Source organism: Curtobacterium sp. AG1037, from assembly GCF_003349855.1.
GTDB lineage: Bacteria > Actinomycetota > Actinomycetes > Actinomycetales > Microbacteriaceae > Curtobacterium > Curtobacterium citreum.
Window position 1 is genome coordinate 21,854 of the sequence record NZ_QQAO01000002.1, and the last position, 13,261, is coordinate 35,114.

Below are 13,261 nucleotides of genomic sequence, written 5' to 3' on the forward strand. Positions count from 1 at the left end.
TCAGTACCCGCGTCGGTACAGCACCCGGAACACGACGACCCACGCGACCAGCAGGACGAGCCCGCTCCCGCCGACCCACGGCCCGACCGATCCCCCGGCGATCAGGGCGACGAAGCAGCACGCCGCCAGGAGCCCGGTCACGACGGCGAGCGGGATCCGGTAGCGCACGGTCCAGGTCCGCTCCCCGACCCGTCGCAGGTCGTCCCCGCTCACCGCAGCTCCAACCCCTGGTCCGCAGCCCGGAACCGGTCCGCCAGGAACCGCCCGTTCACCACGACCGCCGCCGCGTCCCGCCCGACGGCCGCATCGCGCATCCCCCGGGCAGCGGCCTCGAGCGCGTCGAGCTGCCGCCGAAGCGCCTCGAGCGGGGTGGACCCGTCGGACAGCCGGTGGGTCGCCGCCCAGTCCGCGGGCAGCGCCGCGTACGCCCGGAGCGTGTCCGGCAGGTAGACGGTCGCGGTGCGCGTGACGACGACCTCCGCGTCGCTCGCCAGGTCACCGGCGACGCGCGCCAGCGCGTCGGAGAGCAGCTCCACGATGCGGCCCACGGTGGTCGCGGCATCGGCCGGGAGGCGCGTGGCGGCCGCCGCCGACAGCGCGGCCAGTCCGCGTGGGACGTCCGCATCCGCGACACGGAACGCGTCGACGGTCCGGATGCCGAGCCTCCCGAGTGATGCGGCGACCGCCGCCGTGTCGCCGGCCGCGTCCGCGGCGACCGCCGCGACCTCACCCGCGAACAGGCCGAGCCAGGCCCCGAGGGGCGGCTGCCGCCGGGCGATGGTGACCCCGCTGGAGACCTGGGCGGCCTCGGTGACGAGTCGTCGGCCGTCGAGCTGCAGGGTGAGCGTCTCGCTCGCGCCCGTCAGGCGGAGCGAGCGGACGGCGCCGGGTCGGCCGGCCAGGCGGTCGCCGAGCGATCGGCTGCGGTCGACCGCCAGGACCTGGTCGACGACCGCCGGCGGCAGGGCACGGACGGCTGCGGTGGCGAGTCCGTCGAGCAGCGCCTGCGGGTCGTCACCGGCATCGAGGGGTGCGATCGGTCCGTCGGTCATCGATCGGTGAGGGGCAGCACGAGCGTGGGGGTCTCGATGACGTGGTCGGGACGGAGCGAGCGCACCGCGGTGCCGATCGCGAAGAACTCTGTCGTGTGGCCACCCCAGCGGTGCGGGAGCGACAGGAGCTGCACGCCGACGATGCCCTCGGCGGCCAGGTGCTCGGCCTCGCTCTGCATCCGGCCCATCGCGAGCTCCCGCGCGTCGTAGAGCGCCTCGGTGTACTGCGGGATCTCGGTGTTCATCCCGAAGGTCGTCATCGACGCCATCATCCCGCGGTGGGCGATGTGGTAGACGCAGGTGCCCATCGTCAGGCCGAGCGGGGCGTAGCCGGCCTGGATCAGCGTCCAGAAGTCCTGCCCGGACAGGTCGGACGTGAACGGCAGGCGCTTCGCGTTCCGCCACGTGCCCGTGGGCGGCGGGGCGTCCGCGACGACGGCGGTGCCGACGGCGATGAACTCGGCGAGGTCGTTGCCGTACTCCTTGAACTCGATCTCGAGCCGGACCCCGACGATGCCGTCCGCGCCGAGCCGGTCGGCCTCGGCCTCCATCCGGGTCATCGCGAGCTCGCGGGCGTGGTACATCGCCTGGCTGAGCTTGTCGAGCTCCATGTTCTTGGTCCAGCGCCCGGTCTGGATGCCCACGTGGTACACGCTCGAGCCCAGGACGAGGCCGACCGGGCGGAAGCCGGCCTGGCGGACGAGCAGGAACTCGTTCACGGACAGGTCCGAGGTGAAGAGCCGTCCCGCGCCGTCGGCGAGCCGGGCGGTGGCGTCCGCGGGGAGCGGCACGCTGCCGAGGTCTGGGGTGCTCATGGTCGGGCCTCTCGTGGGTCGGGTTCAGCGGTGTCGGGATGCGGAGCGGACGCCAGGGTCGGTCAGCGGGATGACGGACGTGACGTCGCGCCGGGTGACGGCCTGCGCGGAGCGGTCACGGAACGCGTGCATCGGTCCGGGAGCGATCGCCGTGCCGATGAACAGCGCCTCGGCGTGCAGGTCGACCTCGTCCCCGCACGAGGTCTCGAACTCGCCGACCGAGCTGCCGGTGACGACCAGGTCCGAGGCGCGGAGGGTGCCCGCGCGACGGGTGAGCTGCTGCCGGGCGTCGTCCCGGGCGGCCTCGAGCAGGTGGGTCAGGCCGTCGACCTCGGTGTTGCCGGCCCACGTCGAGCGCTGCTGCTGCAGGAGCGCGTCCTCGTGCTTCGTCGACACCGAGAGCCCCAGGGCCATGCCGCGCGGGACGTACCCGGACTGCAGCAGGGCCGTGGTGTGCTCGGCCGAGAAGCCGGCTGTCCACGGACCGGGTGCTCCGGTCCGCGCGCCGCGTCCTCCCGCTCGTGGGCTGACGGACGTGTCGAGCGTCCGGACGGCGGTGCCGACGGCGGTGAACTCCCAGATCTGCCCGTCGAGCCGGCGGCGCCGGACCTGCACGCCGACCACGCCGTCGGCGGCGAGCAACCCGGCCTCGGCGACCATCCGGTCGTGGGCGCCGTGCCACGCCCGCGCGAAGGCCTGCACGTACGCGCCGAAGCCCGCGTTCCGCCCACCGCGGCCACCCGTGGTGAGCACCGGCGACGTCCAGCCGCCGAGCATCCCGCGGCCGAGGGCGCCCATCCCGCTCCCGCTACCGGGGCCGAACGGGGACGCCGTCGCCCAGATGCCGCAGCCGCCGCCGGCCCAGCCGAGCTGCACGACCAGGGAACCGAAGACCTCGCCGACGGGCTGCAGGGCGACGGAACCGATCGCCGCGGCACCGGGAGCGGACAGCAGCGAGCCGGCGACACCGCTCTCCCGCTGGCGGGCGGCGCGGGCGTGCGCGGCCGGTGGGAGACCGTCGGACCAGGTCGCCATGCGCACCACCCCCGGGAGGCCGTCGTGCGTCGGATGCCGCACGTCGCTCAGCCTGGCACCGCCGGGGCCGGGTCAGTCGGTGGCTGTCGACAGTCTCAGTCGGCGCTGCGCTGTCGGGCCCGGCGCAGGGTCTCGCTCGGCTGCTCGCCGTAGCGCTCGGCGTACGAGGCCGCGAACCGACCGAGGTGCGTCAGGTGCCACCGCCGGGCGGTCTCCGCGACCCGGACGCCCTCGCCCCCCGCCACGAGGTCGCGGTGGGCTCCCTCGAGGCGCTCGGCCCGGAGCCGTTCCATCGGGGACTCCCCGTAGGCCCGACGCATCGCGCTCTGCACCCCGCGTTCGCTGAGGCCGACGGCGTCCGCGACGTCCCGCAGCGTCACCGCCTGCTGTGCGTGGTCGCGCAGCCAGGCGGCGGCCCGCGCGGCACTCGTGGTGGGCTCGGGCTCCTCGGCGTCGACGAGGGGGAAGGCGTCGATGACCGCGTCGGCGATCTCGGCGTTCAGGGCGAGGCGCTGGTCCTCGTCGATGCGGCCGTCCATGACCTGGGGCGCCCGGGTCCGGATGATCGCCCGGAGCGGTCCGAGGGCGACCTCGATGTCCGGCTGCTGGCCGAACACGAGCGGGCCCCGGACGAACCGGCCGCGGCGGGCGAGCGCCGCCCGGAGCACCCGGTCGGACAGGTGGAGGATCGTGATCTTGCGGGTGTCGGTCTCGAACGCGTACGACGACGAGGCGGAGAGCACGTAGGGGTGTCCGGGGACGGGGTGGAGCCGGGACCCGTCGCCCAGGTCCTCGACCACGGCGCTGCCGTCGCCGATCCAGAACACGATGTGCTCGGCGCGAGCGTCCATGCGTCCGGCCCGGGTCCCCTCGACCTCGGCGCCCCGCATGGACACGTCGGCGTCGCCCGCCCCGACGTAGCGGAAGGTCTCGAGCGCACTGTCGACCCCGCCGCTGATCCCGTAGATGCCGTCGAGCTCGTCCCCGCGGTCCTCGCTGATCGCCTCGACGTGGAAGCGACGGAAGGACCGGGGCTCCCCCTGCTCCGGCATCGTGGACATGACGGCATCATGACAGCACGACGACCTTGCCCGCGATCCGACCCGCGGCGCCCTCGGCGTGCAGGGCCGGGAGTTCGTCGAGCGGGATGCGCCGCGTGACCTCGACGTCGAGCTCCCCGGCGTCGACGAGGGACACCAGCTCGGTCAGGCGACCGCGGTCCGGCCGGACGAACACCGTCGCCGCGCGGACGTCGCGGTCGTCGTCGCCCGGGGTGGCCATGAACGCCGTGGTGCTGACGACGGTGCCGCCGTCGCGGACGAGCGCGACGAGCGCCGCGAAGTCCTGCGGGTCGATCGGCGCGAGGTTGAGGAGCACGTCCACCGGTCGGTCGACCGCGTCGTGCAGGTCGGTGGTGGTGTGGTCGACGACCTGGTCGGCGCCGGCGGCGCGGACGGCCGCTCCGCTCCGCGGGCTCGCGGTCGCGACGACGTGCGCCCCGAGGCGCTTCGCGAGCCGGACCGCGTACTTGCCGACGACCCCGCCGGCACCGACGACGAGCAGGCGCTGTCCGGCCGTGACGTGCCCGTCGTCGACGAGGGCCTGCCACGCGGTGAGAGCAACGGACGGCAGGGCCGCGGCGTCGACGAGCGGGATGCTGGTCGGGGCGGGGACCAGGGCCTCGGCCGGGGCGACGACGTACTCCGCGGCACCGCCGTCGCGCTCCATCGGGAGGAACCCGACGACCGCGTCGCCGACGGTGAGCCCGGTGACGCCGTCGCCGAGCGCGTCGACCGTGCCCGAGACGTCGTAGCCGGGGACGTGCGGCAGGACGACGGGGATCGGGAGGAACCCGCCCCGCATGCCGTTGTCCGCGGCGTTGTACGCCGATGCTGCGACCTGCACGCGGACCTCGCCCGCGGCGGGCTGCGGGACGGGGACGTCCTCGACCCGCAGGACCTCGGGTCCGCCGACCTCGTGGAACCGGACTGCCTTCATGGTGGCGCCTTCCGTCATGTGCTTCGAGTTCGAAGCATCTGACAGTGACGGTACACCTGCTTCGAGTTCGAAGCAACAGATGACAGCGGAACGGACGGGAGGCGCGTGGCGATGCCGCCATGCGCCTCCCGTCCGGACCTGGACCGGACCGCCTACCCGCGGTCACCCATCGCGTGTGCCGCCTGGTCGTACAGGCCGGTCGCCAGGTCGTTGAGGACCTGGTGGAGTTCGCCGCCGTGCGATCCGTCGACGGTGCGCAGCATCGCGCCGTAGCGCGCGCGGTAGTCGTCGACGACGGCCTCACCGTCGGGGAGCAGCCGCAGGAGCGACCCGCGCCGGTCCGAGGGGTTCGGTGCGCGCTCGACCAGACCGGCCGCGCTCATCCGGTCGATCATGTTCGTCACCGCACCGGACGTGAGCCCGAGGTAGCCCGCGACCTCGGTCGGGGTCGAGTACCCCGTGTCGCTGACGAGCACGAGCGCCCGCAGGGCGTTCTCGTGGATCCCCGCGCGTGCGCTCAGCTCGCCGACCAGGCTCGTGTTCGCGCGGACGACGGCGGCGAAGGCGGCCATCAGGTCGGCGTCCGTGGAGGGTGCCACTCGGGTCTCGTCTCGTCGGAGGGGGACGGCGTCCCCCGCTCTGGGGTAAGTGTACGACTGGCCAAGTTGGTTAATGGTTGATTATCTTGATGAGTGAAGCAAGTCGGCCCGAACCACGTGCTTCACCTTCTTCCGAACACCAACCGAACCGATGAGGTACACCGTGTCCAAGCTCCGCACCTCCGCGATGAAGCGGGTCCGTTTCGCCCCCGTGGCCCTCGTCGCTGGCCTCTTCGCCGCCGTCCTGCTCTCCCTCTCGCTCACCGGCACCCTCTCCGGGTTCGCCGCGAGCATCACGAACAGCGGCAACTCCGCCGCGTCCGGCACGCTCGTCATGCAGGAGCAGAACGCCGGAGCCACCGTCACGTGTCTCAGCACCGACGGCGGCTCGGTGTCCACCAACGCCGCGACCTGCTCGACGATCAACAAGTTCGGCGGCAGCACGACGATGACGCCGGGCAACACCGTCAACACCGCGATCTCGATCAAGAACACCGGCACCGCGAACGCGGCAACCTTCACGCTCACCCCGGGCGCGACCTGCACGCAGTCGAACAACGGCGCGCAGAACGGCACCGCGACCGACCTCTGCGCCAAGATGAACCTCGTCATCACCTCGGGCTCGACCACCGTCTTCAGCGGCACCCTCGCCAGCTTCAAGGGCGCGGCCGCCTCCGCCTTCACGATGCCGCCGGCCCCCGCCGCCGGTGCCGCGGTGCCGTTCAACTTCGCCGTCACGCTCGACAGCAGCGCCGGCAACACCTACCAGGGCCTCGCGGCGTCCGTCCCGATGACCTGGACGTTCACGGCCTGATCCGGCTCCGGTCCGGTCCCGCCCTGATCCCGGGCCCGGGCCCGGGCCTGGTCCCCGGCCCGACCAGGTCGCAGCTCCGACCCGACCAGCATCCCGACCCCGGGAGCGGCGCACGACACCCGGCGCCGCGACCGGCCTCCCGGTCCCCCACCGGGACCCACCCCCGGCGGTGTCCGACCGATCCCCCCATCCGGTCGGGCACCGCCTCCCCCGTCCACCACCGCCGCGTGACCCCACGCCACCTCGCACCACGTCACGCCACGTCTCGTCCGATCGGAGCAGCGCATGAGCCAGACCGCAGCCCTCCCGCTCAGCGGAACGCTCGACCGCCCGTTCCTGCGCGGTCGGCAGACCAGCCGCTCGGAGACGGTCGCCGCCTGGACGGTCGCGGTCGTCGCGGCCCTGCTGCTCGGCGCCGCGGTCCTGTTCCTCGCCGCCGGCGGTCGCTGGTTCGTCGTCGAGACCCCCTCGATGGGCGAGGCCGCCCCGGTCGGCACCCTCGTGCTCGACCTGCCGGTGGACGTCTCGACCCTGCACGTCGGGGACGTCGTGTCCTTCGAGACCGCGGCGAACCGGGGCGTCGTCTACACGCACCGCATCATCGCGATCGACGCCCACGGCGGGCTCCACACCCGCGGCGACATCAACGGCGCGACCGACCCGTGGACGCTCGGCCAGGCCGACGTGATCGGCTCGCCGGCGCTCCTCGTCCCGCACCTCGGTTGGCTCTTCCGCGCCGCGCCGATCCTGCTCATCGGCACCCTGCTCGTGTGGACCGTCACGAGCGTCTTCACCGACCGGGTCACCCGGAGCAGCCTGCGCATCGCCGGCGGCGCGCTCACCGCGTCGTACGCGGCGTTCGTCCTCAAGCCCTTCGTCAACGTGACGACGATCACGAACACGTCCAGCCCCGCCGGGGTCGAGGCGACCATCGTCTCCTCCGGTGTCTTCCCCGTCCGGGTCGAGGCGCACGGCGGCAACACCCTGCACCTCGTCGACGGGCAGGTCGGCCGCGTGGTCATCCACGAGCTCACAGAGAACGGGCACTACCAGATGACGTCGAACATCGACCTCGACCCGGTCGGCTGGGCCGCGCTCATCGCCGTGTGCCTGGTCCCGCTCGTCCTCTGCCTGGCCGTCGGCCGCGTCGAGACGGTGCGTGCATCATGACGGGCCTGCACGCCCTCCCGCGCGTCCGCCGTCGCCCGCTCGCGCTCCTGCGGCTGCGCCAGCCCGCGCTCCGGCGCCTGCGCGACGGCCGACTCGTCGCGGTGCTGCTCGTGGTGGCGCTCGCAGCCGTGGTGCTCCTCAACCAGTTCGCGCCGACCCGCTCGGCGTACAGCGCGGTCGTCACGGACTCCACGAACACCGCGGGCACGGCGCCGTACTTCACCTGCGCCGGTGCGGTCAGCGCGGACGCCTCCGGTGCGCTCTTCGCCTACCGGCTCGGTGAGGTCTCCGGGTCCCGGACCGCGGCCGACGCGTCCGGCAAGGCCGCGAACGGCACCTACCAGGGCAGCATGGTCGCGGCGACGCCGAACCCGAACGGGTGCGTCCGGGACACCGGGACCGCGTACGTGCTCAACGGCTCGACGAGCTTCGTGTCGACGCCCCGCGCGTACACCAACCCGACGACCTTCAGCGAGGAGGTCTGGTTCCGCACCACGGTCGCCGGCGGCCTGCTCATCGGCTTCGGCAGCAGCCAGACCGGGACCTCCGGCCAGCACGACCGCCAGACCTGGATCAACCCGTCAGGGCAGCTGGTCTTCGGCGCCTACAACGGGACGACGCAGACGATCACGTCGCCGCAGACCGTCACCGACGGCGCGTGGCACCACGTCGTGTCGACGATGTCGCCCGGGAACGGGATGCGGCTGTACCTGGACGGATCGCTCGTCGCGTCGAACGCCGCCTACACCCAGCCCGAGAACGCCACCGGGTACTTCAAGATCGGGTACGACACGATCGCGTACTGGCCCGGTTCGCCGTCCAACTACTCCTTCACCGGTTCGATGCGCTTCGCCGCCGTCTACGGCACGGAGCTGACCGCGGCGCAGGTCGCCGCGCACGCGGCAGCCGGACGCTGACACCGCGGCGTTCGCCGACCGGGCCGCGACCGGACGGGAGGCGCGTGGCCGGCCCGCCACGCGCCTCCCGTCCGTCCGTCGCGCACCACCGTGGGCCGGTGCGCCGACCGGACAGCCGTCCCGCGGACGCTCCGTGTCCTCCGGGGCGGCGCGCGTACCAAGGAACCTCACCGATCCACACGGAGGAACCACCCATGAGCAAGGAAGCGAACACCGCCACGCAGGAGACGCTCGGGGGCATCCTCGAGGCACGTGACTGGGGCCGCATGGCCGAGGCGTGGCACGAGGACGTCGTCGACCACGATCCCGCGCCGGGTCAGGCGCCGGGCCTGCAGGGGATCGTCGACTTCTGGCAGGAGTTCACGGCCGCCTTCCCCGACGTCACGCTCGAGGCCGACCCGCTCGTCGTGACCGACGACTTCGTGACCGCGGTCTTCACGATCCGCGGGACCCACACCGGACCGTTCCAGGGGCACGAGCCGACCGGCCGCTCCTTCGAGGTCCGCGGCATCCAGGTGTCGAAGTTCGTCGACGGTCGCATCGCGGAGCGGTGGGGCTCGACGGATCAGCAGGGCATCGAGGAGCAGCTGCAGCTCGGAGCGTCCGACGTGCAGTTCGTCAGCAAGGACTGACGAGCACTCGGGTACGCTCGCGCTCGTGCGTCTCCGGGTCCTCCTCGCCTCCGTCCTCGTCGCTGCGACCCTGCCGGTGGTGCTCGGCGCGGGACCCGCGTCGGCGCACGACGTCCTGGTGTCCTCGGACCCCGCGGCGGACGCGTCCGTGTCCGGCGACCTGGACCGGGTGACCCTGACCCTGTCGGAGCCGCCGCTGTCCGGCCTGCAGAGCGGGATCGTGATCAGCGTGACCGACGCCGGCGGCAGCGAGCACGCGCGGGGGGACGTCAGCACCGACGGGAACACCATCGGCACCGCGGTGGACCTGACGGACGCCGGGGTGTACCAGGTGCGCTGGCGGAGCGTGTCCGTCGACGGGCACCCGATCTCGGGCGAGTACGCCTTCACGTCGACCGGGGCGACGGCGACGGCGCCGGCGCCGTCCGCGTCGGCGCCGTCTTCGTCGGCCACGGCCGGTACTCCCGCCGTCGGCCCGTCACCGTCGGCCACCGCCACGGAGGTCGCGGAGGCGCAGGCCCCCGCGGCGCACCAGCACGGCGCCGCCACGACGATCTGGCTGCTCGCCGGACTCGTCGTCGTCGCCCTGCTCGCCGTGCTCGTCACCCGCCTGGTGCAGCGCCGGCGCGGCCCGGCGCCCACCGCCGAGGACGACCGGTGACGGCAGCCGCCGCCCGCGCCGCGCTCGCCGCCCTCGCTGCGGACCCGGCCCCGATCGCCCCGGTCATGCCGACGACGGCCGACCCGCGCGCAGCGGCCGTGCTCATGCTCTTCGGCGAACTCGACCACGTCCCGAGCACCCGTCCGGCGCGGGCCGAGGCCGTGCACCGGGACCTCGACGTCCTGCTGCTCGCCCGTGCTTCGACGCTCCGATCGCACCCCGGCGAGGTCGCCTTCCCCGGCGGACGGCTCGACCCCGGCGACGCGGACGCCCCTGCAGCGGCACTGCGCGAAGCCCGCGAGGAGACCGGGCTCGACCCAGCGGGCGTCGAGGTCCTCGGGACCCTGCCCGCCGTCCCGCTCGCGCACTCGAACCACCTGGTGCGGCCGGTGCTCGGCTGGTGGCGCGCACCGTCGCCGGTGCGGGTCGTCGACGAACGGGAGTCCGCAGCGGTCTTCCGGACACCCGTCGCGGACCTGCTCGACCCGGCGGTCCGCGGGGTGACGGTCCTGCGCCGCGACGGCCGGGAGTGGCGCGGGCCGGCGTTCGCGGTGCACTCGGAGCAGGGCGTCCACACGCTGTGGGGCTTCACGGCGATGCTGCTCGACGGGCTGTTCGACCGCCTCGGCTGGACCGAGCCGTGGGACCGGTCACGCGAGCTGCCGCTGCCGACGGAGCGCTGACCCGTGCTGTCGACCGTGCTCGCCGGCGTGCCGTGGGCGGCCTTCGTCGTCCTGGTCGCGGTGGTGGTCGTCGCACCGTTCGTCGGAGTGCTGCTCGCGCGGACGCCGCGGACAACGACGGTGCTGCTCGTGCTCGCGACGCTGGCGGTGCTCGGGCTGACGCTGTACCCGGACGGTGACCCCTCGCCGGCGGCGACGTGCTCGGTGGGGCTGCCGTACCTGTCGCCAACCGCCGCGGAGTCCGTCGCGAACGTGCTGCTGTTCGTGCCGCCGGCGTTCCTGGCCGGGATCCGCTGGCGGCACCCGCTGGTGGCCGTGGCGGCGGCGAGCGGACTGTCCGCTGGCATCGAGGCGCTGCAGGCCGTCGTGCTCGGCATCGGCCGGGCGTGCGACACCGGCGACTGGGTCACGAACACCATCGGTGCCGTGGTCGGCGGCCTCCTCGCGTTCGCCGCTCTGACCGTGGTCCGCCGCCGGTGCGCCCGTGGTCGTAGGGTCGTGGCATGACCGTCGTCGCGCTCGTGTTCGCCGCCCTCGCAGCGCTCCTGCACGTGTACATCTTCGCGCTCGAGTCCGTCCTCTGGACCACGCCCCGCGCCCGGAACACCTTCGGCACGACCGCCGAGGAAGCCCAGGCCACCCGGCAGCTCGCGTACAACCAGGGCTTCTACAACCTGTTCCTCGCGGTGCTCGTGATCGTCGGCGTCGTCGTGGTCGCCGCCGGCGGCACCGCGGTCGGTCTCACGCTCGTGGTCGCGGGCACGGCGAGCATGCTCGGGGCCGCCGTCGTGCTGTTCGCGAGCGACGCCTCGAAGCGCCGAGCGGCGAGCACCCAGGGGGCCTTCCCGCTCCTCGCGCTGCTGTCGCTCGGCGTCGCCGCACTCGTCTGAACGAGCGCAGCCAGGAGCACGAGCGCAGCCCGGGCGCCCCCGCTCAGTCCAGCGACGCGAGCAGCGCCTCGACCCGGCCCCGGATCTCGTCCCGTACCGGGCGCACCTGCTCGAGCGGCAGCCCGGCGGGGTCGGTGAGCGCCCAGTCCTCGTAGCGCTTCCCGGGGAACACCGGGCACGCGTCCCCGCACCCCATCGTCACGACGACGTCCGCCTGCCGCACGGCGTCGGTGGTCAGGACCGCCGGCTCGGCGCCGGCGATGTCGATGCCCTGCTCCGCCATCGCCTGCACCGCGACGGGGTTCAGCCGGTCCGCGGGCTCCGACCCGGCCGAGAACACGTCCACCCGGTCGCCCGCCAGGTGCCGCAACCACCCCGCGGCCATCTGGGAGCGGCCGGCGTTGTGGACGCAGACGAACAGGACGGCGGGCTTGGTGTCGGTCACGTGACCATCCTGCCGCGGAAGCGGCGGGGCGGGGGTGCACCGCGCCTCCAGGCAGGGGGGTGCGGTAGCGTCCGCGACGTGATCGTCTGGATCAACGGCACCCACGGGGCGGGCAAGACCACGACGGCGCGGCTGCTGCAGCCGCTCCTGCCGGACGCGCGCGTGCTCGACCCGGAGAAGATCGGCGAGGTCCTGATGGACGTGCGGCCGCCGCTGCCCGACCACGGTGACTTCCAGCACTGGGCCCCGTGGCGACCGCTCGTCGTCGAGACCGCGACCCGGCTGCTGGACCACGTCGGGGGCACGCTCGTGCTGCCGCAGACGGTCCTGGTCGAGGCGTACTGGCGAGAGATCGCGGACGGGTTCGCGGCGCGTCGGGTGCCGGTCCGGCACGTGGTCCTCGACGCCGACCAGGACACGCTGCGGGCGCGGATCGAGGGCGACACCGTCGTGGGCTACTCGCTCTTCCGGATGAGCCGGCTCGCGCCGTACGCCGAGGCGGCGCGCACCTGGCTGCACGACGCGGCCCAGGTCGTGTCGACGGTGGGGCGCGCACCGGAGGAGGTCGCGCGCGAGATCGCGCGCAGCGTCGCGGCGGGCTGAGCCGGTGGGCTGATCCGGCGGCTGACCCGTCGGTCCGTCGGTCCGTCGATCCGGCCGTCGGTCCGGCCGTCGGCCTGGAGGATCGGAGCCGGTCAGGTGGACACGGCCGGCTGGCAGCGTGGGCACCACCACACCCGCCGCGGTGGGGAGCCGACCACCTCGACGTCGTCCCGTGCCCGGACGCTCGTCCCGCAGCGGAGGCACGGTCGTCCCGCCCGGCCGACCACCCAGTGCCGCTCGCCGCGGCGGAGGACACCGGTCGTCACCTGGTACGCGTCCGGGACCGTCGCCGAGTGCCGGAGCATCCGCTGCGCCGTGTCCACCAGCGTCGGGACGTCGACGGTGCCGATCGGGCGGTCCGGGTGCAGGCCCCGGACGAAGCCGAGCTCGTTCGCCCAGAGGTTCCCGAGTCCGGCGACCCGACGTTGGTCGAGCAGGGCACGGCGCACCGGCAGGCCCGGATCGGCGGTCAGGCGGCGGACGGCCTCGACGCGGTCGAGGTCGTCGTGCAGCAGGTCCGGCCCGAGGTGCCCGACGGCGCGGTGCTCGTCGCGGGTCGGCAGCAGCTCGACCACGGGCAGGTCGAGGCCCCAGACGGTCCGGCCGTCCTCGAGGGCCATCCGCACCCGGGCCTGCTGCGCGGCGTGCACGGGGAGCCGGCGCCCTGCGGCGGTCACGGTCCACGAACCGGTCATCCGCATGTGGGTGTGCAGCGTGGTGCCGTCGTCGAACCGGGTGAGCAGGTGCTTGCCGTGGGTCGCGTGCCCGGTGATCCGGCGGCCGGTCAGCGGGGTGCCGGTCGCGTCGCCCCCGCGGAGCTCGCCCGAGCGGACACGGGCGCCGTCGACCGCGCGGAGGCGTGCCGCGAGTCGGTGGACGGAGTCACCCTCGGGCATGCGGCGACGGTAGTCCCGGCCGCCGACACCGGGACCGCGTGCGGTGGGTCG

General features: G+C 74.0%; 18 protein-coding genes. 9 read left to right on the top strand and 9 right to left on the bottom strand.

Annotated elements, in window-relative coordinates; translation table 11 throughout:
• The 7 genes from DEU32_RS02510 to DEU32_RS02540 form a co-directional block, all read right to left on the bottom strand.
• Nucleotides 1–213, bottom strand: coding sequence for a hypothetical protein (locus DEU32_RS02510; protein ID WP_114849235.1), 213 nt, complete (start codon nucleotides 211–213; stop codon nucleotides 1–3).
• Nucleotides 210–1,052: a hypothetical protein gene (locus DEU32_RS02515; protein WP_114849236.1), complete on the bottom strand. Its 843-nt coding sequence runs from the start codon at nucleotides 1,050–1,052 to the stop codon at nucleotides 210–212. The genes DEU32_RS02510 and DEU32_RS02515 overlap by 4 nt, the downstream gene beginning before the upstream one ends.
• Nucleotides 1,049–1,867: a heavy metal-binding domain-containing protein gene (locus DEU32_RS02520; RefSeq protein WP_114849237.1), complete on the bottom strand. Its 819-nt coding sequence runs from the start codon at nucleotides 1,865–1,867 to the stop codon at nucleotides 1,049–1,051. Before DEU32_RS02520 ends, DEU32_RS02515 begins: the two co-directional genes overlap by 4 nt.
• Nucleotides 1,868–1,891: 24 nt before the next feature.
• Nucleotides 1,892–2,902: a heavy metal-binding domain-containing protein gene (locus DEU32_RS02525; protein WP_114849238.1), complete on the bottom strand. Its 1,011-nt coding sequence runs from the start codon at nucleotides 2,900–2,902 to the stop codon at nucleotides 1,892–1,894.
• A 95-nt stretch (nucleotides 2,903–2,997) separates the two neighbouring features.
• Nucleotides 2,998–3,963, bottom strand: coding sequence for a helix-turn-helix transcriptional regulator (locus tag DEU32_RS02530; protein WP_114849239.1), 966 nt, complete (start codon nucleotides 3,961–3,963; stop codon nucleotides 2,998–3,000).
• A 7-nt stretch (nucleotides 3,964–3,970) separates the two neighbouring features.
• Nucleotides 3,971–4,900: an NADP-dependent oxidoreductase gene (locus DEU32_RS02535; protein ID WP_114849240.1), complete on the bottom strand. Its 930-nt coding sequence runs from the start codon at nucleotides 4,898–4,900 to the stop codon at nucleotides 3,971–3,973.
• A gap of 152 nt (nucleotides 4,901–5,052) precedes the next feature.
• Entirely contained in the window at nucleotides 5,053–5,499 is a 447-nt protein-coding gene (locus DEU32_RS02540; protein ID WP_114849241.1) for a MarR family winged helix-turn-helix transcriptional regulator, read from the bottom strand.
• A gap of 151 nt (nucleotides 5,500–5,650) precedes the next feature.
• On the opposite strand from DEU32_RS02540, the gene DEU32_RS02545 reads away from it, so the two are divergent.
• The 8 genes from DEU32_RS02545 to DEU32_RS02580 all read left to right on the top strand — a co-directional run bounded on the left by DEU32_RS02545 (nucleotide 5,651) and on the right by DEU32_RS02580 (nucleotide 11,266).
• A complete protein-coding gene (locus DEU32_RS02545; RefSeq protein WP_114849242.1) occupies nucleotides 5,651–6,313 on the top strand; it encodes a hypothetical protein in 663 nt (220 codons plus the stop codon).
• 285 nt (nucleotides 6,314–6,598) lie between these two features.
• On the top strand, nucleotides 6,599–7,483 hold the full coding sequence (locus DEU32_RS02550) for a S26 family signal peptidase (protein WP_114849243.1): 885 nt from the start codon (nucleotides 6,599–6,601) through the stop codon (nucleotides 7,481–7,483).
• On the top strand, nucleotides 7,480–8,400 hold the full coding sequence (locus DEU32_RS02555; protein ID WP_114849244.1) for a LamG domain-containing protein: 921 nt from the start codon (nucleotides 7,480–7,482) through the stop codon (nucleotides 8,398–8,400). Before DEU32_RS02550 ends, DEU32_RS02555 begins: the two co-directional genes overlap by 4 nt.
• 194 nt (nucleotides 8,401–8,594) lie before the next feature.
• Complete coding sequence (locus DEU32_RS02560) at nucleotides 8,595–9,032, top strand: ester cyclase (RefSeq protein ID WP_114849245.1); 438 nt, start codon at nucleotides 8,595–8,597, stop codon at nucleotides 9,030–9,032.
• Nucleotides 9,033–9,057: 25 nt separating this feature from the next.
• The gene (locus DEU32_RS02565) at nucleotides 9,058–9,693 is read left to right on the top strand and encodes a copper resistance CopC family protein (protein WP_181819174.1); all 636 of its coding nucleotides are present in this window, start codon (nucleotides 9,058–9,060) and stop codon (nucleotides 9,691–9,693) included.
• Nucleotides 9,694–9,758: 65 nt separating this feature from the next.
• Entirely contained in the window at nucleotides 9,759–10,376 is a 618-nt protein-coding gene (locus DEU32_RS02570) for a CoA pyrophosphatase (RefSeq protein WP_114849525.1), read from the top strand.
• A 3-nt stretch (nucleotides 10,377–10,379) separates the two neighbouring features.
• A complete protein-coding gene (locus tag DEU32_RS02575; protein WP_114849247.1) occupies nucleotides 10,380–10,883 on the top strand; it encodes a VanZ family protein in 504 nt (167 codons plus the stop codon).
• A complete protein-coding gene (locus DEU32_RS02580) occupies nucleotides 10,880–11,266 on the top strand; it encodes a DUF1304 domain-containing protein (protein ID WP_114849248.1) in 387 nt (128 codons plus the stop codon). The genes DEU32_RS02575 and DEU32_RS02580 overlap by 4 nt, the downstream gene beginning before the upstream one ends.
• A gap of 43 nt (nucleotides 11,267–11,309) precedes the next feature.
• Here DEU32_RS02580 and DEU32_RS02585 read toward each other — a convergent pair whose 3' ends face one another.
• Nucleotides 11,310–11,711, bottom strand: a complete 402-nt coding sequence (locus DEU32_RS02585; RefSeq protein ID WP_058740639.1) for an arsenate reductase ArsC — start codon at nucleotides 11,709–11,711, stop codon at nucleotides 11,310–11,312.
• Between the two features lie 78 nt (nucleotides 11,712–11,789).
• Between DEU32_RS02585 and DEU32_RS02590 the strand changes: the two genes are divergently transcribed.
• Nucleotides 11,790–12,314: an AAA family ATPase gene (locus tag DEU32_RS02590; protein ID WP_114849249.1), complete on the top strand. Its 525-nt coding sequence runs from the start codon at nucleotides 11,790–11,792 to the stop codon at nucleotides 12,312–12,314.
• A 92-nt stretch (nucleotides 12,315–12,406) separates the two neighbouring features.
• Here the strand turns inward: DEU32_RS02590 and DEU32_RS02595 are convergent, their stop codons facing one another.
• Nucleotides 12,407–13,210 (bottom strand): DNA-formamidopyrimidine glycosylase family protein, encoded by an 804-nt coding sequence (locus tag DEU32_RS02595; RefSeq protein WP_114849526.1) that lies wholly within the window; start codon nucleotides 13,208–13,210, stop codon nucleotides 12,407–12,409.
• Nucleotides 13,211–13,261 lie beyond the last annotated feature (51 nt).